The 19,917-nt window shown below is 68.1% G+C and carries 19 protein-coding genes and 1 pseudogene; 10 read left to right on the top strand and 10 right to left on the bottom strand.

Annotation, left to right across the window (positions count from 1 at the left end):
* Positions 1–896: 896 nt before the first annotated feature.
* The gene (locus TSB10P1A_RS03555; protein WP_186386509.1) at positions 897–1,052 is read right to left on the bottom strand and encodes a hypothetical protein; all 156 of its coding nucleotides are present in this window, start codon (positions 1,050–1,052) and stop codon (positions 897–899) included.
* Positions 1,053–1,346: 294 nt separating this feature from the next.
* Here TSB10P1A_RS03555 and TSB10P1A_RS03550 point away from each other — a divergent pair, with 294 nt between their 5' ends.
* On the top strand, positions 1,347–2,333 hold the full coding sequence (locus tag TSB10P1A_RS03550) for an ornithine cyclodeaminase family protein (RefSeq protein WP_186386508.1): 987 nt from the start codon (positions 1,347–1,349) through the stop codon (positions 2,331–2,333).
* A gap of 87 nt (positions 2,334–2,420) precedes the next feature.
* Here the strand turns inward: TSB10P1A_RS03550 and TSB10P1A_RS03545 are convergent, their stop codons facing one another.
* The 3 genes from TSB10P1A_RS03545 to TSB10P1A_RS03535 all read right to left on the bottom strand — a co-directional run bounded on the left by TSB10P1A_RS03545 (position 2,421) and on the right by TSB10P1A_RS03535 (position 5,452).
* Positions 2,421–3,251 carry an ATP-binding cassette domain-containing protein gene (locus tag TSB10P1A_RS03545; RefSeq protein ID WP_186386507.1) on the bottom strand — a complete coding sequence of 277 codons (831 nt, stop codon included), beginning with the start codon at positions 3,249–3,251 and terminating at the stop codon, positions 2,421–2,423.
* A gap of 2 nt (positions 3,252–3,253) precedes the next feature.
* Positions 3,254–4,375, bottom strand: a complete 1,122-nt coding sequence (locus TSB10P1A_RS03540) for an ABC transporter permease (protein WP_186386506.1) — start codon at positions 4,373–4,375, stop codon at positions 3,254–3,256.
* A gap of 126 nt (positions 4,376–4,501) precedes the next feature.
* Positions 4,502–5,452: a sugar ABC transporter substrate-binding protein gene (locus tag TSB10P1A_RS03535; protein ID WP_186386505.1), complete on the bottom strand. Its 951-nt coding sequence runs from the start codon at positions 5,450–5,452 to the stop codon at positions 4,502–4,504.
* Positions 5,453–5,746: 294 nt separating this feature from the next.
* On the opposite strand from TSB10P1A_RS03535, the gene TSB10P1A_RS03530 reads away from it, so the two are divergent.
* Positions 5,747–6,613 (top strand): MurR/RpiR family transcriptional regulator, encoded by an 867-nt coding sequence (locus TSB10P1A_RS03530; protein ID WP_186386504.1) that lies wholly within the window; start codon positions 5,747–5,749, stop codon positions 6,611–6,613.
* A gap of 26 nt (positions 6,614–6,639) precedes the next feature.
* Here the strand turns inward: TSB10P1A_RS03530 and TSB10P1A_RS03525 are convergent, their stop codons facing one another.
* From TSB10P1A_RS03525 to TSB10P1A_RS03500, 6 genes are all read right to left on the bottom strand, one after another.
* Positions 6,640–7,104, bottom strand: a complete 465-nt coding sequence (locus TSB10P1A_RS03525) for an Lrp/AsnC family transcriptional regulator (protein ID WP_186386503.1) — start codon at positions 7,102–7,104, stop codon at positions 6,640–6,642.
* A gap of 458 nt (positions 7,105–7,562) precedes the next feature.
* A complete protein-coding gene (locus tag TSB10P1A_RS03520; RefSeq protein ID WP_186386502.1) occupies positions 7,563–8,738 on the bottom strand; it encodes an isovaleryl-CoA dehydrogenase in 1,176 nt (391 codons plus the stop codon).
* Between the two features lie 39 nt (positions 8,739–8,777).
* Entirely contained in the window at positions 8,778–9,251 is a 474-nt protein-coding gene (locus TSB10P1A_RS03515; RefSeq protein ID WP_186386501.1) for a GNAT family N-acetyltransferase, read from the bottom strand.
* Positions 9,244–9,714 (bottom strand): PaaI family thioesterase, encoded by a 471-nt coding sequence (locus tag TSB10P1A_RS03510; protein ID WP_208984813.1) that lies wholly within the window; start codon positions 9,712–9,714, stop codon positions 9,244–9,246. The genes TSB10P1A_RS03515 and TSB10P1A_RS03510 overlap by 8 nt, the downstream gene beginning before the upstream one ends.
* Positions 9,715–9,775: 61 nt before the next feature.
* Entirely contained in the window at positions 9,776–10,204 is a 429-nt protein-coding gene (locus tag TSB10P1A_RS03505; protein ID WP_186386500.1) for a MerR family DNA-binding transcriptional regulator, read from the bottom strand.
* Between the two features lie 162 nt (positions 10,205–10,366).
* Positions 10,367–11,782 (bottom strand): short-chain fatty acyl-CoA regulator family protein, encoded by a 1,416-nt coding sequence (locus tag TSB10P1A_RS03500; RefSeq protein WP_186386499.1) that lies wholly within the window; start codon positions 11,780–11,782, stop codon positions 10,367–10,369.
* 251 nt (positions 11,783–12,033) lie between these two features.
* On the opposite strand from TSB10P1A_RS03500, the gene TSB10P1A_RS03495 reads away from it, so the two are divergent.
* The 8 genes and pseudogenes from TSB10P1A_RS03495 (at position 12,034) to scpA (ending at position 19,490) form a co-directional block, all read left to right on the top strand.
* Positions 12,034–12,597: a biotin transporter BioY gene (locus TSB10P1A_RS03495; protein ID WP_186386498.1), complete on the top strand. Its 564-nt coding sequence runs from the start codon at positions 12,034–12,036 to the stop codon at positions 12,595–12,597.
* A 42-nt stretch (positions 12,598–12,639) separates the two neighbouring features.
* Positions 12,640–14,172 (top strand): acyl-CoA carboxylase subunit beta, encoded by a 1,533-nt coding sequence (locus TSB10P1A_RS03490; RefSeq protein ID WP_186386497.1) that lies wholly within the window; start codon positions 12,640–12,642, stop codon positions 14,170–14,172.
* A 55-nt stretch (positions 14,173–14,227) separates the two neighbouring features.
* Positions 14,228–14,464 carry a DUF4160 domain-containing protein gene (locus tag TSB10P1A_RS03485; protein ID WP_186386496.1) on the top strand — a complete coding sequence of 79 codons (237 nt, stop codon included), beginning with the start codon at positions 14,228–14,230 and terminating at the stop codon, positions 14,462–14,464.
* Positions 14,445–14,729, top strand: a complete 285-nt coding sequence (locus tag TSB10P1A_RS03480; RefSeq protein WP_186386495.1) for a DUF2442 domain-containing protein — start codon at positions 14,445–14,447, stop codon at positions 14,727–14,729. Before TSB10P1A_RS03485 ends, TSB10P1A_RS03480 begins: the two co-directional genes overlap by 20 nt.
* A 102-nt stretch (positions 14,730–14,831) precedes the next feature.
* Positions 14,832–16,601, top strand: a pseudogene (locus tag TSB10P1A_RS03475) (acetyl-CoA carboxylase biotin carboxylase subunit); the annotation flags it as partial.
* Between the two features lie 6 nt (positions 16,602–16,607).
* Positions 16,608–16,862 (top strand): acetyl-CoA carboxylase biotin carboxyl carrier protein subunit, encoded by a 255-nt coding sequence (locus TSB10P1A_RS23965; RefSeq protein ID WP_371515067.1) that lies wholly within the window; start codon positions 16,608–16,610, stop codon positions 16,860–16,862.
* Entirely contained in the window at positions 16,862–17,341 is a 480-nt protein-coding gene (locus TSB10P1A_RS03470; RefSeq protein ID WP_186386493.1) for a hypothetical protein, read from the top strand. Before TSB10P1A_RS23965 ends, TSB10P1A_RS03470 begins: the two co-directional genes overlap by 1 nt.
* A 4-nt stretch (positions 17,342–17,345) precedes the next feature.
* Positions 17,346–19,490: a methylmalonyl-CoA mutase gene (gene scpA / locus TSB10P1A_RS03465; protein WP_186386492.1), complete on the top strand. Its 2,145-nt coding sequence runs from the start codon at positions 17,346–17,348 to the stop codon at positions 19,488–19,490.
* The last annotated feature ends 427 nt before the right edge of the window (positions 19,491–19,917 follow it).

Genomic DNA, 19,917 nt, shown 5'->3' with positions numbered 1-19,917 from the left:
TGACGACCGAGGGGGAGGAAAGCGCGCACCCTCCCCAAGCGCCCACGCGGAGCAGCGGAGGAGCGCTAGGCCGCCCCTCTCACTCAGGATGTCGTCCCGGACGAGGCCGAAGGCCGAAGATCCGGGACCGGGGAGGCACGGCGGTTGCGGCGTGGTTCGGGAGCGCGCCCCGCCGATGTGTCCTCGCCGCCGCTCTGGCAGCCAATGGGCACCGGGTCGCGCTGCGCTTGCCCGGTGTGACGACCGAGGGGGAGGAAAGCGCGCACCCTCCCCAAGCGCCCACGCGGAGCAGCGGAGGAGCGCTAGGCCGCCCCTCTCACTCAGGATGTCGTCCCGGACGAGGCCGAAGGCCGAAGATCCGGGAACCATTGGCACCCTCAGCGGGCGTGAGACGGAAGGCGCTCACCTCCCTCTCGGCTGTCACGCCCGCGCAGGCGGGCGTCCAGTATCCGCCGGAGCGCGTGGGCGTAGAAAAGCAGCCGCAGCCGGGGCGGGTGGGTGTGCGAAAGCAGCAGCTTTCCGCCTTCCTCTCCTTTCGTCTTCCCGGACGAGGCCGCAGGCCGAAGAGCCGGGACCGGCGAGCCGAGGGCGATTGCCGAAGCGTTCCGGCAAGGGGCCGCAAGCGCTGTGCCTCTCCGATCCCGCATCTCCGCTGCGCTGCGTGCGGGATGACGCAGGGAGGGGCCTGCGCGTGGGGGACGCGCCGTCCGGGAGGGCGAAGGAGGGCAGCGCGCGAATGGCGCTTCGTCCGGGAGGACGCAGCGCGAGGGCGGAGCGCGGGAGGATGCCGGGAGAGGCCGGGCCGGGCGTGAGGCGAAAGGGTGCCGATCCTACGCAGCCGCCTTCTGCCTCACGATCGCCTCGGCGCTCGCATGGCGGCAGCTCGCCGATGCCGATCAGGCCCGTGTGGCGACATAGTGCCAGGCCCCGGCCGCCACCGCGCCGGCGGCGATGCCGAGCGCGACCCCCGTGCCGGTGTTTCCGCCCAGATAGCCGATGGCCAGGCCCGCGACGAGACCGCCGAGAATTCCCCATACCAACCGGTTTGCCATCTCACATCCCTCCGTGCCAGGATCTGCCCCGCACCAACGCCCGCAAGCGAAACCGCCGGCCTGCCAGCATGTTCCCGGCCGGCATGTTCCCGTCCGGCATGTTCCCGGCCGGCACGGCAGGCATCCGCCGGGCAGGACGGGCAGCCCTGTGGCGGCAGCGCAGCTTGTCGGGGAGTTTTTCGGCAGGTCGCCCTTTCGCGTCTTGCTGTCGCCGTTTGCGGCGGGCATCGTCCTTCCCACCGGTCGCCGGCCGGTTCGTACCGCTCCCCTTATCCGCTCCCTATGGAGGCTCTCATGCTGCAACTCGACCAGGATGCCACCCGCGCGGCGCTCGACTGGCGGCCGCTGATCGAGGCGCTGCGGGCGATGTTCCGCGACGGCTGCGAGAGCCCGGTGCGCCATCACCACGACTTCGCGGTACCGGGCGAGACGGACGGCACGCTGCTGTTGATGCCGGCCTGGGTGCCGGGGCGCTATCTCGGCACCAAGCTGGCGACCGTGGTGCCGGGCAACGGCGCGCGCGGCCTGCCGGCGGTGATGGCGAGCTACCTGCTGAACGACGCGCGCACCGGCGAGATGGTGGCGCTGATCGACGGCGGCGAGCTGACCGCCCGGCGCACGGCGGCGGCCTCCGCCCTGGCCGCCGACTACCTGGCGCGCGCCGACGCCCGCCATCTGGTGGTGGTCGGCACCGGCCGCCTGTCGCGCAACCTCGCCGCCGCCCATGCCTCGGTGCGGCCGATCTCGCGCATCTCCGTCTGGGGGCGCGACATCGAAAAGGCGCAGGCGGTCGCCGAGGACATTTCCGGTGAACTGGGCATCCTGACGCAGGCCGCCGGCGATCTCGAGGCGGCGGTGCGCGAGGCCGACATCGTCAGTTGCGCCACCCTGTCGGAAGCGCCGCTGCTGCGCGGCGCCTGGCTGCAGCCGGGCAGCCATGTCGATCTGGTCGGCGCCTTCAAGCCGACCATGCGCGAAAGCGACGACGAGGCGATGGCGCGGGCCCGCGTCTTCGTCGACACCCGCGAGGGCGCAACAACGGAAGCGGGCGACATCGTCCAGGCGCTCGCCTCCGGCGCGCTGGCCGAGGACGGCATCGAGGCCGATCTCTTCGACCTCGTCCGCGGCACCCACCCGGTGCTGCGCCAGGCCGAGGACATTACCCTGTTCAAGTCGGTGGGCGCGGCGCTGGAGGACCTCGCCGGCGCGATCCTCGCCTTCGAGACCGCCTCGGCAACGCCCGAGCCGGCCGTCTCGCCGCGCGTCCTGCCGGTGATGTGAGCGCGAGGCCGCAAAGCGCTGGAGGGGACGGAAAGGCGCGGCGGTGATCCCCCCGCCCCCTCCGTCCGCTCCCTCCCCGGCAGGCAGTCAGACCGTGCCGCCGAGTTCCGCGCCGAGGTCCTGCAACTCCTTGCCGCCGGCCATCAGGTTCTGCAGCTCGTCGATGGTGATGCCGCCCTTGGTATGGGTGCCGAGCGTCCGCCCCCGGTTGAGCACGGTGAAGCGGTCGCCGACCGCATAGGCATGGCGGACATTGTGGGTGATGAAGATGACGCCGAGCCCCTTGGCCCGCACCTGATTGATATATTTCAGCACCATCGAGGTCTGGGCGACGCCGAGCGCCGAGGTCGGCTCGTCGAGGATCAGCACCCTGGCGCCGAAATAGACCGCCCGGGCGATCGCCACGCATTGCCGCTCGCCGCCCGACAGGGTGCCGACCGCCTGCTGCGGATCGCGCACGTCGATGCCGATGCGCCGCATCTCCTCGCGCGTCACCGCATCGGCATGGGCCATGTCCATGTGGCGGAGCGGCCAGACGCCCTTGAGCGGCTCGCGGCCCATGAAGAAATTGCGGGTGATCGACATCAGCGGGATCATCGCCAGGTCCTGGTAGACGGTGGCGATGCCGGCATCGAGCGCAGCGCGCGGGCTGGCAAAAGCGACCTCCTCGCCGCCGACGAGGAAGGACCCCGCGGTCGGCCGATGCACGCCCGACAGGGTCTTGATCAGGGTCGACTTGCCGGCGCCGTTGTCGCCGAGCAGGCACAGCACCTCGCCGGCATGCACCTTCATCGAGACGCCGCCAAGCGCGATGACCGAGCCGAAATGCTTGACGAGGTCGCGCACCTCGATCAGCGGGACGGTGGGCGCGGGGTCGGTGCGGGCGGGATCCGAATGTGCCAGAGCTGTCGCGGCCATGGTCAGCGCTCCCCCGTCGCCCGCTTGCGGATGAAATTGTTGAACAGCACGGCGATCAGCAGCATGCCGCCGAGGAACACCAGGTACCAGTCCTGGTCGATGGTGGTGTAGGTCAGCCCGATCAGCACCATGCCGAAGATGATGGCGCCGAAGAAGGCGCCGATGGCCGAGCCGTAGCCACCGGTCAGCAGGCAGCCGCCGATCACCGCGGCGATGATCGCCTCGAACTCCTTCTGGAAGCCGCGCCGCGCGTCGGTGGAGCCGGCATCGAGCACGGTGAGGATGGCGACCAGCGCCGCGCACATGGCGGTGACCATGAACAGGATGGTCTTGACCCGGGTCACCGGCACGCCGGAATTGCGCGCCGCGTTGGCGTCGCCCCCGGCGGCGAAGATCCAGTTGCCGAAGCGGGTGCGCAGCAGCACCCAGGTGGCGATGAGGGCGATGGCGACGAACCACAGGATCTCCACCGGCACGCCGGTGACCTTGGGCGCACCGTTGCGGAAGGTCTCGATATGGCCGTTGGCGGCCAGCCAGGCGAACAGCCCCTCGAAGGCATCGCCCGAGAACAGTTCGAGGATCCAGCCCTCGCCCGCCGCCTCCTTGACGCCGCGCAACTGGGTCGAGCCGCCGGTCGCCCATTTCAGCCCGACCAGGGTGAGGCCGCGCAGGATGAACAGGAAGGCCAGGGTGACGATGAAGGACGGCAGGCCGGTGCGAAGCACGATCTGGCCGTTGACCGCGCCGATGCCGGCAGCGAAAGCGAGCGTCGCGGCGATGGCGACGATCAGCGGCATGTCCCAGACCACCAGCACGGTGCCGAAGGCGAGCCCGGCGAAGGCGACCATCGAGCCGACCGACAGGTCGAACTCGCCGCCGACCATCAGCAGCGCCGCGCCGATGGCGAGAATGCCGAGCTGGGCGGCGGGCGCCATGAAATTCATGATGCCGGCGAGCGAGAACATCGCCGGATTGGCCACCGTGACGAAAAACAGCGTGACCAGCACCAGCCCGGCCAGCGCGCCGAGCTCCGGCCGGCGCAGCAGTTTCGTCGCAAGACCCGTCTTCCTCAGCCGCTCGTCCACGCCCTCGGGCGGAGAGGCGACCGCCTGTCCTTCACTCATCGACCCTGTCCTTCAGATGCCGGAAACCGGGCCGCCGCGACCGGCAATCAGACGCGGCAGCCTGAAACGGCAGGCTGGAACGGCCCGGCAGGGCGCGGCCGCATGCCCCCGCCCCGCCGGCGCACGTCAGCGGATGCCCTTGGCCGACAGGTCCACCACCTGGCCAGCCTTGTCCTTGGTGATCAGGTTCGGACCCGAGGGCACGTTGCCGCCCGGCATCAGGCCGTAGCGGGCATGGTTGGCGAGGAACACCACCGGCAGGTAGCCCTGCAGGAACTGCTGCTGGTCGATGGCGAAGGCGGCCTCGCCATCGGCAATCGCCTGCAGGAAGTTCGCCGACATGTCGAAGGTCGCGACCTTGACCTGCTCCAGCATGCCGCTGTCCTTCACCGCCCGCAGGCTCGGCTCGCCGGCGAGCGCGGCGCCCAGCGCCATGACCGTGTCGATGTCGCCGTCGGAGGCGAGCGCCGCCTTCACCTTGGCGAGGATCTCGGCCGGGTCGTTGGTGGTCGGCAGCACGGAGACCGAGCCGCCGAAGCCGTCGGCGAAGCCCTGGCAGCGCTGGTCGAGCGAGACGTTGCCGACCTCGTGATTGACGCAGAGCCCCTTCTTGCCACCCATCTCGGCGAGCGCCTCTCCGGCCTTCTTGCCCGCGTCATACTCTTCCTGGCCGACATGCAGCGCGGCGCCGAGCGAGGCGGAGACGTCCGAGCCGGAATTCATCGAGATCACCGGAATGCCGGCGGCGACCGCCTTGCGGATCGAATCGCCGAGCGCGTCGGCATCGGGGATCGAAACGATCAGCCCGTGCGGCTCCTGGTTGACGGCGGCGTCGATGAGCTGGCCCATCGCCACCATGTCGAAGGTCTCGGGCGCGCGGTAATCCACGGAAACGCCGAGATCCTCGCCGGCCTTGGCGACGCCGTTCTTCACCACCGACCAGAACGGATCGGATGCCTGGCCGTGGCTAACCACGATAATGTTGATATCCTCGGCCTTTGCCGGCGAGGTGCCGGCGCCGGCGACCAGACCGACAACGGCGGCAGCCGTCAGCAGACGAGCGACGAAACGTTTCATGTGCCTTCCTCCCATAGTCCCCTGCGCGGGGATCCTGTCGTCCGTTGCCCCGGTCCGCCGGCCCTGCGCCGGTGCCGCCCGAGGCGTTTCCCGGCGGTCGGCGCCTCCCGCGCGGGCCTCCGGAAAAATCGGAATGATGCATTCCAAAACACATCATATGGAATTTTTATTCCATTTTTGGTTCGACGGTGTCAAGCTGAAAACCACCGCGCCGAGCCGGGCGCCGGCGCGCGCCCGGATCCGGCGGGCCTCGAGCGGAAAACACGGTATCGGGTCAACGAGGAGAGACGGCCGATGAGCGACAGGCAGACCGGCACGGCGGAGGATGCCCCGCCGCGCGACTATGACGGCTTGCGGACGCTGCTGATCGAGCGGAAGCCGGCGATGCCCAAGCGCCTCGCCCAGGTCGCCGCCTTCGCGGTCGACCGGCCGGACGACGTCACGTTCGGCACGGTGGCGGTGATCGCCGAGCAGGCCGGCGTGCAGCCTTCGACCCTGGTGCGCTTTGCCCAGTCGCTCGGCTATCAGGGCTTTTCCGAGTTGCAGGACGTGTTCCGCGCAAGGCTGCGCGAGCGCTGGCCCGACTATGACGAGCGGCTGGAAGTGCTGCGGCGGCGCAGCGGCGACAGCCACGGCGCCCATGCGCTGTTCGGCGATTTCGTCGACACCGCGGTTGCCTCCTTGCTGCGCATGCGCAACTCGCTCGCGCCCGAGACGATGGACGAGGCGGCCCGCGCCATGGCGGGCGCGCGGGTGATCTATCTCGTCGCCCAGCGCCGCGCCTTCCCGGTCTCCGCCTATATGGCCTATGCGCTGTCGAAGCTCGGCATGGCGGCGGTGCTGGTCGACAATCTCGCCTCGCTCGGCCCCGAACAGGCCTCCGCCGCCGGCCCGCAGGACCTGCTGGTGGCGGTGAGCTTCACCCCTTACGCCTCGCTGACGGTGGATGTCGCCAATGCGGCGGCGGCGCGCGGCGTGCCGGTGCTGGCGCTGACGGATTCGCCGTTCTCGCCGCTGATCCAGTCGGCCAAGGTGGTGGTGGAGGTGGCGGAAGCCGATCTCGGCGCCTTCCGCTCACTGTCCGGCACGCTGTGCCTTGCCATGGCGCTGTGCGTCGCCGCCGCCGAAATGCGCCGCGACGGGCTGGGCGAGGCGCGCTGAGGCCGGCGATCACCCCCGGCGGGGGACTATGTCGTTGCCGGCATCATCGCCGGGCTGCGGTCGAATTTCGAGGCGAGCACGATGGAGGATTGCGAGCGGCGCACGCCCGGCACCACGGCGATCTCGTCCAGCGCCTCGTCGAGATCCTCCAGTTGCGGCGCCTCGACCACCAGGAAGATGTCGAACTCGCCGGCGATGGTCTGGCAGGCGCGGATCTCCGGGAAGGTGGCGAGCCGGCGGATCGTCTCGCGCATCTGCTGCTGCTCGACGGCGAGCATGACGAGGGCGCGCACCACATTGCCGGTCTCGGGGCGGGTCAGCACCGCCGTATAGCCGGCGATCGCCCCGGTGCGCTCCAGCCGGGCGATGCGCTCATGCACGGTGGAGCGGGCAACGCCGAGCCGGCGGGCGATATCGGCCGTCGGCATGCGGGCATTCATCTGCAGCAAGGCGATCAGCTTGCGGTCCAGCGCATCGCGGCCCGTGGTCATGACGATCCGTCCGTTTTCCGTCGATCCGCCGGTTATAGCGGCCCTGCGTCGGCCCGTCAGGCGGAATCGTCGGGGCACAGATGGGGTAGCGGGATGAGCCGGAAGGGCGCCGGGTGTGAGGCGGAAGGGCGCGTGTCCGACAGGCCCTCGGCTCCCCGGTCCCGGCTCGGCGCTGGCGCGCCGTCCGGGAAGACGAAAGGAGAGGCATTCCAACTCACACTGGCTGTGAGGACACCCGAACCCCTCCCCGCGTCATCCCGCACGAAGCGCAGCGGAGATGCGGGATCGGAGAGCCGAGGGCGTATGAGGTGCGCTCCGGAAAAATGCCACGACCGTCGTGACTCTCCGGTCCCGGGTCGCGCTTCGCTTGCCCGGGAGGACGCCCGAGAGGGTGGAGCGAGTGGCTGGGGCTGCCGCGCCCCATGCGACCAAACGCGGCAGCATCGCCCCGCCCCGCGTCACGCGGTCTTGTTGAAGATCTCCCGGCCGATCAGCATGCGGCGGATTTCCGAAGTGCCGGCACCGATCTCGTAGAGCTTGGCATCGCGCAGCAGCCGGCCCGTGGGATATTCGTTGATATAGCCGTTGCCGCCGAGCAACTGGATCGCGTCGAGAGCCATTTTCGTGGCGTTCTCGGCAGCATAAAGGATCGCGCCGGCCGCATCCTCGCGCGTGGTCTCGCCGCGGTCGCAGGACTGCGCCACCGCATAGACATAGGCGCGGCTGGCGTTCATCGAGACATACATGTCGGCGATCTTGCCCTGGACGAGCTGGAAGGTGCCGATCGGCTGGTCGAACTGCCGGCGCTCGTGGATATAGGGAATGACCACGTCCATCGCCGCCTGCATGATGCCGATGCAGCCGGCCGCCAGCACCGCGCGCTCGTAGTCGAGGCCGGACATCAGCACGTTGACGCCCTTGCCGACCTCGCCGAGCACGTTCTCCTCCGGCACCTCGCAGTCCTCGAACACCAGCTCGCCGGTGAGCGAGCCGCGCATGCCGAGCTTGTCGAGCTTCTGGGCGACGGAGAAGCCCTTGAACTCCTTCTCGATCAGGAAGGCGGTGATGCCCTTCGCCCCGGCGGACGGATCGGTCTTGGCGTAGACGATCAGCGTGTCGGCATCCGGACCGTTGGTGATCCACATCTTGGTGCCGTTGAGGATGTAGCGGTCGCCGCGCTTGTCGGCGCGCAGCTTCATCGACACGACGTCGGAACCGGCGCCGGGCTCGGACATGGCCAGCGCGCCGAGATGCTCGCCGCTGACCAGCTTGGCGAGGTAGCGCGACTTCTGCTCCTTGGTGCCCCAGCGGCGGAGCTGGTTGACGCAGAGATTGGAATGGGCGCCGTAGGACAGGCCGATGGAGGCGGAGGCGCGGCTGACCTCCTCCATGGCGATGCAGTGCTCGAGATAGCCGAGGCCCGAGCCGCCCCATTCCTCCTCCACCGTGATGCCGTGCAGGCCGAGCTCGCCCATCGCCGGCCACAGCTCCTCGCGCGGGAACCAGTCCTCGCGGTCGATGCGGTCGGCGAGCGGGGCGATGGTGTCCTGCGAGAAGGAGCGGACACTGTCGCGCAGCATGTCGGCGGTGTCGCCGAGGTTGAAGTTGAAGGAGGGGAAGTCGTTGCGGATCATCGGTTCGTCTCCGGAATTGGGCAGGCGGCGCGCGGCGCCTCAGTCCTGCGAAAACACGTGGTCGTAGCGCACGAAGGGGCTGAGCACCGCGACCTGGTCGTAGAGCCGGCGGGCGCGGGCATTGTCGTCATGGGTCTGCCAGTAGACCGAGCGGCAGCCGAGCCGGCGGGCGGCCACATAGACGCCCTCGATCAGCGCCCGGCCGACGCCGCCACCGCGCACCGTCTCGTCGACATAGAGGTCTTCCAGGTAGCAGGTCGGGGCGATCGACCAGGTCGTCTCCTGCACCACATGGTGCACGAAGCCGATCATCCGCCCGCCGCGCTCGGCAACCAGCCCGTCATGGGCGCCATCGCCGGAAATCCGCGCGAAGACCGCATCGGTGATGTCCGCGGGAAGCTCCTGCTTGTAGAAGGTGAGATAGGCCTGCCAGAGCGGCTCCCAGGCGGCGCGGTCGGCAGGCATCAGGCGGCGGATGACCAGGGCCTCCGCCGGCACTTGCGCGTCAGTCATCCAGTCCCTCCAGCGCGATCATCGTGAAAAGCCCGGTGGCGACGTGAATGTCCGCCTCGCCCGGCGTCTGACCATAGACGTCGGAGGCGGTGACGGTGAGCGTGCGCCCCGGCTTGATCACCCGCCCGCGCGCCACCAGACGCCGGCCCCGGCCCGGATTGAGCAGGTTCACCTTGAACTCGGTGGTCAGCACGCCGAAGCCCTTCGGATAGAGCGACAGGGCGGCGTAGCCGGCGGCGGTGTCGGCGAGCGTCGTGGTGACGCCGGCATGGAAATAGCCGTGCTGCTGCACCAGGCCATCGGCGAAGGCGACGGCAAGGTCGACCTCGCCCGGCTCCAGCCGGTCGATGCTGGCGCCGAGCGTCGCCGTCATGAAGGCCTGGCGGACAAAACTCGCCTCGACCCGGCGCCGCCAGTCGGGATCGCGCGGCTCGAACCGCCGCACCGTCTCTGCTGCCTGCATTCTCACTCCCTCCCGAAAAACCCCGCCTGTGGCGCGGAACGGCCGCCCGCGCGGCGTCTTGTCATTTTTCGGCGCGCCGGCCGGCGGCGGCGGCGGAAAACAGATCGCTCATCGGCCCGAGTTCGCCGAGCCGGGTGCGGGCGCCCTGCTCCACCTCGTCGAGTTCGGCCAGCGTCAGGTCGATGTCGTGGCGCTTGGCCATCAGCTCGGCCCGCCGCGCCTCGATGCGCTGGAGCAGAAGCTGCAACTGCCCCGCCTCGCCGGGCGACTTGTCGTACATGGTGATGATGTCGCGGATCTCGGCGAGGGTGAAGCCGAGCCGCTTGCCGCGCAGGATCAGCTTCAGCCGCGTCCGGTCGCCGGGCTTGTAGAGCCGCTGGCGCCCGCGCCGCGTCGGCTTGAGGAAGCCCTCCGCCTCGTAGAAGCGCAAGGTGCGTGTGGTCACGCCGAATTCCTGCGTCAACTGGGTGATGGTGTAATAGGGCTGCATGGCCTCCTCCGCAGAAAACCCTGCATGACGTTTACGTTCCAGTCAACAGGGTATATTTCCGTCATTCAATACAAGGATTTATGATGAGATAATTTCAGCATTGCCGGACCGATCGGCGCCGCCCGGACAGGCCGAACTGCCCGGGCAGGTCGACAGGCGGCGTCAGCGGATCGCGTAAGGCACCAGCCGGCGGTCGTCGCTGTCGATGGAGATCGCCCGGTTGAGCGGCGGCACCGAGCGCTGCGGGCAGGTCAGCCGTTCGCAGATGCGGCAGGAGACGCCGATCGGCTCGAACGCCGCCTCGCGGGTGAGGTCGAGATCGTCGCAATAGACGATGTCGCGGGCATGGGCGATCTCGGCGCCGAGCGCGATGGCATAATGCAGCACCGGGCCGCTGTAGCCGCCGGACTTCTTCACCACATGGGCGGCGAGCGAGATGTAGCGCGAGCCGTCCGGCGTCTCCGCAAGCTGGCGGATGATCGCCCCGTGGCTCTCGAAGGCGCGGTGCACGTTCCACAAGGGACAGGCGGCGCCGAAGCGGGCGAACTGCAGCTTGGTCGCCGAGTGGCGCTTGGTGATGTTGCCGGCCCGGTCGACCCGGGCGAAGAAGAAGGGAATGCCCTTCAGACGCGGCCGCTGCATCGTCGACAGGCGATGCGCCACCTGCTCGAGGCTGGCGCCGAACCGGTCGGCGATGAGATCGAGATCGTGGCGGGTCTCCTGTGCCGCCGCCAGGAAGGCGCGATAGGGCAGCACCAGCCCGCCGGCATAGGCATTGGCAAGGCCGATGCGCGCGACCTGCACCGCGTCCGGGGTCTGGAGCCGGGCGCGGGCCAGCACCGCCTCGACGATGTCGCCGGCCTCCAGCAGCGCGATCTGGTGGGCGAGCTGGAAGACGATGGTGGCCTCGGGCAGCGCCTCGTTGAGATAGAGCCGGCGCTGCTCCCGGTCGAAGCGGCGGATGGTGCCCTCCCCTGCAGTGCCGGCACGCCGGCGCTCGACGGCGATGCCGTGCCGCTCCTCCAGATATTGCGCGAGATCGCGGGCGAAGATCCGGCCCGACGGCGACAGCCGCGTCGCCAGGTCCTCCGCCGCAAGGTCGAGCTCGTGGATATAGTTGTTCTCGAAATGGAAGAAGTCGCGCACTTCCTCGTAAGGCGTCGGCCGGGCCAGCCCCTCGTCGCGGGCGAGCCGGTCGTCGAACTGCGCGAGCTGCTCGCCCATCTGGCGATAGGCCTGATGCAGGCGGACCAGCGCATGGGCGAAGTCCGGCGCGTTCTGGCTGACCATCTTGACCTCCTGCAGGCCGGGCGCGGCGCCCGCCAGCACCGGATCGGCGAAGACCTCCTGCAGGGCGGCGATCAGCCGGTCGTCGTCATCGACCGAGAGCGAGGCGAGATCGAGCCCGAACCGCTCCGACAGGGTGAGCAGGACGGGCGCGGAGACGGGGCGCTGGTTGTTCTCGAGCTGGTTGACATAGCTGGTCGACAGGCCGAGGCGCTCGGCGAAATCCCGTTGCGTCAACTGGGCCTTCTCGCGCAGGCTGCGGATCTGGCGGCCGAGGAACAGCTTCTTCATGGCAGGCTCTTGTCGACGGGCCCTTCAGGATGAGATCCCTGCGCGCCGGGTGAAGTTTGCAAATTCGCAAAATCATATTTGCAAACAGATTAAGTTTGCTTTGCGGCTTTTTCAACACTCCCGCAAGCCGGCGAAAAGGAGTAGCGATCAGGCCACGCGCCGCGCATCCTGCGGGATATGCGGCCACAATCGCAGAACTTGCGGCATCCGGGTCCGCCGCGACCCGCTCGCCGCCGTCAGGAGGGAACGCCATGTCCGGCAACGTCGCCGCCACCACCACGACCCGCAGCCTCGTGCGCTCGCTCGCCATCGCGCTGGCCGGCTCGCTGCTGCTCACCGCCTCGGCCAAGGTCAGCGTGCCGTTCTATCCGGTGCCGATGACGCTGCAGACGCTGGCGCTCTTGGTGCTGGGCTTCACGCTCGGCCCGCGCCTCGCCCTGTTGAGCGTCGCCGCCTACCTGATGCAGGGCGCGGCCGGCCTGCCGGTCTTCGCCGACACGCCCGCCAAGGGCATCGGCCTTGCCTATATGATGGGTCCGACCGGCGGCTTCCTGCTCGGCTTCCTCGCCTCGGCCTGGCTTGCCGGCGTCTTCGCCGAGCGCGGCTGGACCCGCAGCCTGTGGCAGGCGGTCCCGGCCTCTATCGTTGCGCAGGCCGTCGTCTTCGTTCCCGGCCTGCTGTGGCTCGGCGCCGTTATCGGCTTCGACAAGCCGATCCTGGCGCTGGGGCTTTATCCCTTCGTCATCGGCGGTATCGTCAAGTCGGTGCTCGCCGCCGCCATCGCCGTCGTGCTGGTGCGCGCCCGCGCCCGCTGACGCCACCAGAACGCAACGCCACAAGAGCCCGAAAGGCCGGTCATGCAGCAGATCTTGCAGGAACTGGAAAACCGCCGCGCCGCCGCCCGTCTTGCCGGCGGCACGGCCCGCATCGCGGCGCAGCATGCCAAGGGCAAGCTGACGGCGCGCGAGCGCATCGAGGTCTTCCTCGATGAAGGCTCGTTCGAGGAATACGACATGTTCGTCACCCACCGCTGCGTGGATTTCGGCATGCAGGAGACCTCGATGCCGGGCGACGGCGTCATCACCGGCTGGGGCACGGTGAACGGCCGCATGGTCTATGTGTTCTCGCAGGACTTCACCGTGTTCGGCGGCTCGCTGTCCGAGACCCATGCCCAGAAGATCTGCAAGATCATGGACATGGCGATGAAGAACGGCGCGCCGGTGATCGGCCTCAACGACAGCGGCGGCGCCCGCATCCAGGAAGGCGTCGCCTCGCTCGCCGGCTATGCCGACGTCTTCCAGCGCAACATCATGGCCTCGGGCGTGGTGCCGCAGATCTCGATGATCATGGGCCCCTGCGCGGGCGGGGCGGTCTATTCGCCGGCGATGACCGACTTCATCTTCATGGTCCGCGACACGTCCTACATGTTCGTCACCGGCCCGGATGTGGTGAAGACGGTGACCAACGAGGTGGTGACGGCCGAAGAACTGGGCGGCGCCAAGACCCATACCAGCAAGTCCTCGGTCGCGGACGGCGCCTTCGACAACGACGTGGAGGCGCTGATCGCCCTGCGCCGCTTCATCGACTTCCTGCCCGCCAGCAACCGCGAAAAGCCCCCGGTTCGCCCGTTCTTCGACGATCCGGCGCGCATCGACAACTCGCTCGACACGCTGATCCCCGACAATCCCAACAAGCCCTACGACATGAAGGAGCTGATCGTGAAGATCGCCGACGAGGGCGACTTCTTCGAGCTCCAGGAGAACTATGCCGGCAACATCGTCACCGGCTTCATCCGCATCGAGGGGCAGACGGTCGGCGTCGTCGCCAACCAGCCGATGGTGCTGGCCGGCGTGCTCGACATCAACTCCTCGCGCAAGGCCGCGCGCTTCGTGCGCTTCTGCGACTGCTTCAACATCCCGATCCTGACCCTGGTCGACGTGCCCGGCTTCCTGCCCGGCACCAGCCAGGAATATGGCGGCGTCATCAAGCACGGCGCCAAGCTGCTCTTCGCCTATGGCGAGGCGACCGTGCCGAAGGTCACCGTCATCACCCGCAAGGCCTATGGCGGCGCCTATGACGTGATGTCGTCCAAGCATATCCGCGGCGACATCAACTATGCCTGGCCGACGGCCGAGATCGCGGTGATGGGCGCCAAGGGCGCGACCGAGATCCTCTACCGCTCAGAACTGGGCGACCCGGAGAAGATCGCCGCGCGCACCAAGGAATACGAGGACCGCTTCGCCAACCCGTTCGTGGCGGCGGAGAAGGGCTTCATCGACGACGTGATCATGCCGCACTCGACCCGCCGGCGGGTCGCACGGGCGCTGGCGACGCTGCGCAACAAGCAACTCTCCAACCCTTGGAAGAAGCACGACAACATTCCGCTGTAACGGCGACGCCGGCGCAACGGGGAATCGGGGGGGGGGGAACCGGGGGGAAGCGGGCGTGCCGACGGTGCTGAGATGGAGGGGATACCAGTTCCTGTTCTATTCCAAGGAGATCGGGGAACCGCCCCATATCCACGTCCTGAAGGACGGGAAACAGATCAAGATCTGGCTCTCAAGCTGTTCCGTCGCCCGCAACGTCGGTTTCGCCGCGCATGAGGTGAATGATATCTTGAAGGCAACGGAGCGACACCGGTCGGCATTTCTGGAGGCCTGGAATGACCACTTTGGACATTGACGAAAAGCAGCTTCAGGTGGCCGGCGTAGACGTCACCGAGGCGACGATCGTCTTCAAGATGGCCGACGGCCGCCGCATCGAGGCGCCGCTGTGGTGGTATCCGCGCCTCCATGCCGCAACGCCCGAGCAGCGCGGGCGCTGGACCATCCTGCCCTTCGGGGATGCCGTCGGCTGGGACGAGATCGACGAATATATCAGCGCCAAGGCCTTGATCATCGGCGGGGCCGCCCCCGGCGCCAAGCCTCCGGCGGAGGCGGCGGAGTGACAGCGTCCCTGCATTTTCCAGAGCCCTTTGCGCGAAACCGCAACGACCTTCCGGCCGCAAGCGCCGCATAGCCAGACGCCACGAACGGGACCGAACAGAACAATGATCAAGAAAATCCTGATCGCCAATCGCGGCGAGATCGCCTGCCGGGTCATCAAGACCGCGCGCAAGATGGGCATAAAGACCGTTGCCGTCTATTCCGACGCCGACCGCGACGCGCTGCATGTGAAGATGGCCGACGAGGCGATCCATATCGGCCCGCCGCCGGCCAACCAGTCCTACATCGTCATCGACAAGATCATGGACGCGATCCGCGCCAGCGGCGCCGATGCGGTGCATCCGGGCTACGGCTTCCTGTCGGAGCGCGCCGAATTCGCCGAGCGGCTGGCCAAGGAGGGCGTCGCCTTCATCGGCCCGCCGGCCTCGGCCATCGAGGCGATGGGCGACAAGATCACCTCCAAGAAGCTGGCCGCCGAGGCGGGCGTTTCCACCGTGCCGGGCTATATGGGCCTGATCGCCGATGCGGACGAGGCGGTGAAGATCTCCGGCGAGATCGGCTATCCGGTGATGATCAAGGCCTCCGCCGGCGGCGGCGGCAAGGGCATGCGCATCGCCTGGAACGATGCGGAGGCGCGCGAGGGCTTCCAGTCGTCGAAGAACGAGGCGGCCAATTCCTTCGGCGACGACCGCATCTTCATCGAGAAATTCGTCACCCAGCCGCGCCATATCGAGATCCAGGTGCTGGCCGACAGCCACGGCAACACGATCTATCTCGGCGAGCGCGAATGCTCGATCCAGCGCCGCAACCAGAAGGTCATCGAGGAGGCGCCCTCGCCCTTCCTCGACGCAGCGACCCGCAAGGCCATGGGCGAGCAGGCGGTGGCGCTGGCCAGGGCCGTGAACTACGCCTCGGCCGGCACGGTCGAGTTCATCGTCGACGGCAACCGCAACTTCTACTTCCTCGAGATGAACACCCGCCTGCAGGTGGAGCATCCGGTGACCGAGCTGATCACTGGCATCGATCTGGTGGAACAGATGATCCGCGTCGCCGCCGGCGAGAAGCTGTCGATCACGCAGGCCGACGTCAAGCTGAACGGCTGGGCGATGGAAAGCCGGCTCTATGCCGAGGATCCCTATCGCAACTTCCTGCCCTCGATCGGCCGGCTGACCCGCTACCGCCCGCCGCAGGAAGGCACGCGCGAGGACGGCACCATCGTGCGCAACGATACCGGCGTCTTCGAGGGCGGCGAGATTTCGATGTTCTACGACCCGATGATCGCCAAGCTGTGCACCTGGGCGCCCGAGCGCATCGACGCCATCGACGCCATGGCCGACGCGCTCGACCGGTTCGAGGTGGAGGGCATCGGCCACAACCTGCCCTTCCTCTCCGCCGTGATGGACCATCCGCGCTTCCGCACCGGCGCCATCACCACCGCCTTCATCGCCGAGGAATATCCCGAAGGCTATGCCGGCGTGACGCCGGCGGCACATGCGCTTGAGGACCTTGTCGCGGTGGCCGCGGCCTGCAACCATGTGTCGGAGACGCGGGCAACGCAGATCAGTGGCGCCATGGACAACCACCGCCGGGTGATCGGGCCGAACTGGACCATCGTGGTGGAGCGCGAGGAGTTTCCGGTCGCGATCACCGAAAACGCCGACGGCAGCTATACGGTCGCCGCGCGCGAGGACGCGGACGGCACCAAGCTGTCGGCCCCGCGCAAGGTGGCGCTCAGTGACTGGAAGCCCGGCACGCCGCTCGTGGAGGCGCGCATCGACGGCCGGCCGCTGGCGGTGAAGGTGAACCCGACGCGGCAAGGCTTCCGTCTGCGCCAGCGCGGCGCCGAGGTGGTGCTCGCCTGCCTCACCCCGCGCCAGGCGATGGCCGCGCGGCTGATGCCGGAGAAGATCCCGGCCGACACTTCGAAGATGCTGCTGTGCCCGATGCCGGGCCTGGTGGTGTCCATCGCGGTGGAGCAAGGCCAGACGATCGAGGCGGGCCAGACGCTCGCCACGGTGGAAGCGATGAAGATGGAGAACGTGCTGAAGGCCGAGCGCAAGGGCGTGGTCAAGACCATCGCCGCCAAGCCGGGCGACAGCCTCGCCGTCGACGAGATCATCATGGAATTCGAGTAATGTCGGGACGGGTCAAGCGAGAGGCAAAGATCATTGCATCGCTACTCGCCGGTTGGCTTGGTACAACCGTGGCAACGACCCTGCATATGCTCGTGTGGATGTTCTATCCGCCGCTTAAATCGGAAATCGGATTTCGGGCTGTGTCGCTTCTCCTCGGGTTTCCCACCTTCGGCGGAGCGCCTTACGAGATCCATCTGTACAATGCCGGGATCTGGTGCTTTTGGGGCGCGGCTCTCTACAGCCTGACCATGCGGATTTTCTTCGGGCGGATCAGCATGGTCAGAATTTTCGCAATTTACGCTGCGGGAATGGCTTGCATTGCTGTTGGCGGGAAACTGATTGCGCACGGAACCATCGACCCGCACTCGCTCTTCATCGGGTTGGCGATTGCCTACGTCGTGGTCGGTCTTTTTGGAATACGCGACTGGCCCGCCCGAACCTCGGCCCTTGCCCGGCCCCATGCATCACCGGAGGCATGAGACTATGACCAAGAAGACCGTTCGCGACTGGATGGACCTGGCCTCGAAGGAGCTCAAGGACAGCGATCCGCAGGACCTCGTCTGGCAGACGCCGGAGGGCATTCCGGTCAAGCCGCTCTACACCGAGGAGGATCTGGACAGGATCGGGCACCTGGGCACCCTGCCCGGCTTCGAGCCCTTCCTGCGCGGGCCTCGCGCGACCATGTATGCCGGCCGTCCCTGGACGATCCGGCAATATGCGGGCTTCTCCACGGCCGAGGAATCCAACGCCTTCTACCGCAAGGCGCTCGCCGCCGGGCAGCAGGGCGTCTCGGTCGCCTTCGACCTTGCCACCCATCGCGGCTATGACAGCGACCATCCGCGCGTCGTCGGCGATGTCGGCAAGGCGGGCGTCGCCATCGACAGCGTCGAGGACATGAAGATCCTGTTCGACGGCATCCCGCTGGAGCAGATCTCCGTCTCCATGACCATGAACGGCGCGGTGATCCCGATCCTCGCCAACTTCATCGTCGCGGGCGAGGAACAGGGCGTGCCGCGGGCCAAGCTCTCCGGCACGATCCAGAACGACATCCTCAAGGAGTTCATGGTCCGCAACACCTATATCTACCCGCCCGAGCCCTCGATGCGGATCATCGCCGACATCATCGAGTACACGGCGAAGGAGATGCCGAAGTTCAACTCCATCTCCATTTCCGGCTATCACATGCAGGAAGCCGGGGCGACCCTGGTGCAGGAACTGGCCTTCACCCTGGCGGACGGGCGCGAATATGTACGCGCCGCGCTGAAGAAGGGGCTCGACGTCGACGCCTTCGCCGGGCGCCTGTCGTTCTTCTTCGCCATCGGCATGAACTTCTTCATGGAAGCCGCCAAGCTGCGCGCCGCGCGCCTGCTGTGGACCCGCATCATGACGGAATTCCAGCCGAAGAAGGCCTCCTCCCTGATGCTGCGCACCCATTGCCAGACCTCCGGCGTGTCGCTGGCCGAGCAGGACCCGTACAACAACATCGTGCGCACCGCCTTCGAGGCGATGTCGGCGGCGCTGGGCGGCACCCAGTCGCTGCACACCAATTCCTTCGACGAGGCCATCGCCCTGCCGACCGAGTTTTCCGCCCGCATCGCCCGCAACACCCAGCTCATCCTGCAGCACGAGACGGGCGTCACCAAGGTCGTCGACCCGCTCGCCGGCTCCTATTACGTGGAGAGCCTGACCCATGAGCTCGCCACCCGCGCCTGGGAGATCATCGAGCGCATCGAGGCCGAGGGCGGCATGACGGCGGCCGTCGACAAGGGCCTGCCGAAGCGGATGATCGAGGAGGCCGCCACCCGGCGCCAGGCCGCCGTCGACCGCGGCGACGAGGTGATCGTCGGCGTCAACAAGTTCCGCCTGGAGAACGAGGACGAGATCGAGATCCTCGACATCGACAACAAGGCGGTCCGCGAGTCGCAGATCGCCCGCATCGAGCGCACCCGGCGCCAGCGCGATCCCCAGCGCGCGCAGGAGACCCTCGACGCGCTGCGCGAGGTCGCCCGCACCGGCGAGGGCAATATCCTGGAAGCGGCCGTGGAAGCGGCCCGCGCCCGCGCCACGCTCGGCGAGATTTCCGATGCGCTGCGCGAGGCCTTCGGCGACCACGCGGCGGAGCCCAAGGTGGTGCGCCAGGTCTACGGCCCGGCCTATGAGGGCGAGCCGGAATACGAGACGCTGGTGCAGCGGCTCTCCGACTTTGCCGCCTCGCTGGGCGAGACGCCGCGCGTGCTCGTCGCCAAGCTCGGCCAGGACGGCCACGACCGCGGCGCCAAGGTGATCGCCTCGGCCTTCGGCGATATCGGCTTCGACGTGATCGCCGGCCCGCTGTTCCAGACGCCGGAAGAGGCGGCCGACCTTGCCGTGAAGAACAAGGTGCATGTGGTGGGCATGTCGTCTCTGGCCGCCGGCCACAAGACGCTGGCCCCGCAACTGGTCGAGGCGCTGAAGGCGCGCGGCGCCTCCGACATCATCGTCGTCGTCGGCGGCGTGATCCCGCGCCAGGACTACCAGTTCCTCAAGGACGCCGGCGTTTCGGCGATCTTCGGCCCCGGCTCCAACGTGCTCGACGCCGCCCGCTCGGTGCTGGATCTCATCGCCGGCCGCCGCCGCAACGTGGCGTAAGCTCAAGGCACGGCGGTTGTGTGGCTCCGGGGCGTTGCGGAGGGGCTTTGGGCTCTCCGATCCCGGCTCGGCGCTGGCGCGCCGTCCGGGAGGACGCAAAGAGAGGACGGAGATCCGGGGACGACGAAAGAGAAGCCCGCGTCCGGGAGGAGGAAAGAGAGGCTCGCGTCCGGGAGGAGGACGCGGGGAGAGGCCTGCGTCCGGGAGGCGAAACGCCAGGGCGAAGCGCCCATTCCGCCGCTCTGGGAACCAATGGGCCCCGGCTCTCCGGCTTCGCCTGCGGCCGGGGTGACGGCCGAGGGAGGGGTGACGGCCGAGAAGGATGGCAAGGCCCTGCCTTATTCTCAGGACGTCATCCCGGCCGCGCGCAAGCGCAGAGCCGGGAACCATTGGCGCCTTCAGCCCGCGTGGGGTGGAAGGGCGCCGG

Source organism: Stappia sp. TSB10P1A, assembly GCF_900185725.1.
Lineage (GTDB): Bacteria > Pseudomonadota > Alphaproteobacteria > Rhizobiales > Stappiaceae > Stappia.
Note: the sequence above shows the minus strand (reverse complement) of the source record. Positions and strands in the feature narration are given on the sequence as shown.

Bases quoted from the DNA above. Each gene is read 5' to 3' on its own strand.
- TSB10P1A_RS03555 (WP_186386509.1), bottom strand. From the start codon at position 1,052: ATGGCAAACCGGTTGGTATGGGGAATTCTCGGCGGTCTCGTCGCGGGC.
- TSB10P1A_RS03550 (WP_186386508.1), top strand. From the start codon at position 1,347: ATGCTGCAACTCGACCAGGATGCCACCCGCGCGGCGCTCGACTGGCGG.
- TSB10P1A_RS03545 (WP_186386507.1), bottom strand. From the start codon at position 3,251: ATGGCCGCGACAGCTCTGGCACATTCGGATCCCGCCCGCACCGACCCC.
- TSB10P1A_RS03540 (WP_186386506.1), bottom strand. From the start codon at position 4,375: ATGAGTGAAGGACAGGCGGTCGCCTCTCCGCCCGAGGGCGTGGACGAG.
- TSB10P1A_RS03535 (WP_186386505.1), bottom strand. From the start codon at position 5,452: ATGAAACGTTTCGTCGCTCGTCTGCTGACGGCTGCCGCCGTTGTCGGT.
- TSB10P1A_RS03530 (WP_186386504.1), top strand. From the start codon at position 5,747: ATGAGCGACAGGCAGACCGGCACGGCGGAGGATGCCCCGCCGCGCGAC.
- TSB10P1A_RS03525 (WP_186386503.1), bottom strand. From the start codon at position 7,104: ATGACCACGGGCCGCGATGCGCTGGACCGCAAGCTGATCGCCTTGCTG.
- TSB10P1A_RS03520 (WP_186386502.1), bottom strand. From the start codon at position 8,738: ATGATCCGCAACGACTTCCCCTCCTTCAACTTCAACCTCGGCGACACC.
- TSB10P1A_RS03515 (WP_186386501.1), bottom strand. From the start codon at position 9,251: ATGACTGACGCGCAAGTGCCGGCGGAGGCCCTGGTCATCCGCCGCCTG.
- TSB10P1A_RS03510 (WP_208984813.1), bottom strand. From the start codon at position 9,714: ATGCAGGCAGCAGAGACGGTGCGGCGGTTCGAGCCGCGCGATCCCGAC.
- TSB10P1A_RS03505 (WP_186386500.1), bottom strand. From the start codon at position 10,204: ATGCAGCCCTATTACACCATCACCCAGTTGACGCAGGAATTCGGCGTG.
- TSB10P1A_RS03500 (WP_186386499.1), bottom strand. From the start codon at position 11,782: ATGAAGAAGCTGTTCCTCGGCCGCCAGATCCGCAGCCTGCGCGAGAAG.
- TSB10P1A_RS03495 (WP_186386498.1), top strand. From the start codon at position 12,034: ATGTCCGGCAACGTCGCCGCCACCACCACGACCCGCAGCCTCGTGCGC.
- TSB10P1A_RS03490 (WP_186386497.1), top strand. From the start codon at position 12,640: ATGCAGCAGATCTTGCAGGAACTGGAAAACCGCCGCGCCGCCGCCCGT.
- TSB10P1A_RS03480 (WP_186386495.1), top strand. From the start codon at position 14,445: ATGACCACTTTGGACATTGACGAAAAGCAGCTTCAGGTGGCCGGCGTA.
- TSB10P1A_RS23965 (WP_371515067.1), top strand. From the start codon at position 16,608: ATGGCCGCGCGGCTGATGCCGGAGAAGATCCCGGCCGACACTTCGAAG.
- TSB10P1A_RS03470 (WP_186386493.1), top strand. From the start codon at position 16,862: ATGTCGGGACGGGTCAAGCGAGAGGCAAAGATCATTGCATCGCTACTC.
- scpA (WP_186386492.1), top strand. From the start codon at position 17,346: ATGACCAAGAAGACCGTTCGCGACTGGATGGACCTGGCCTCGAAGGAG.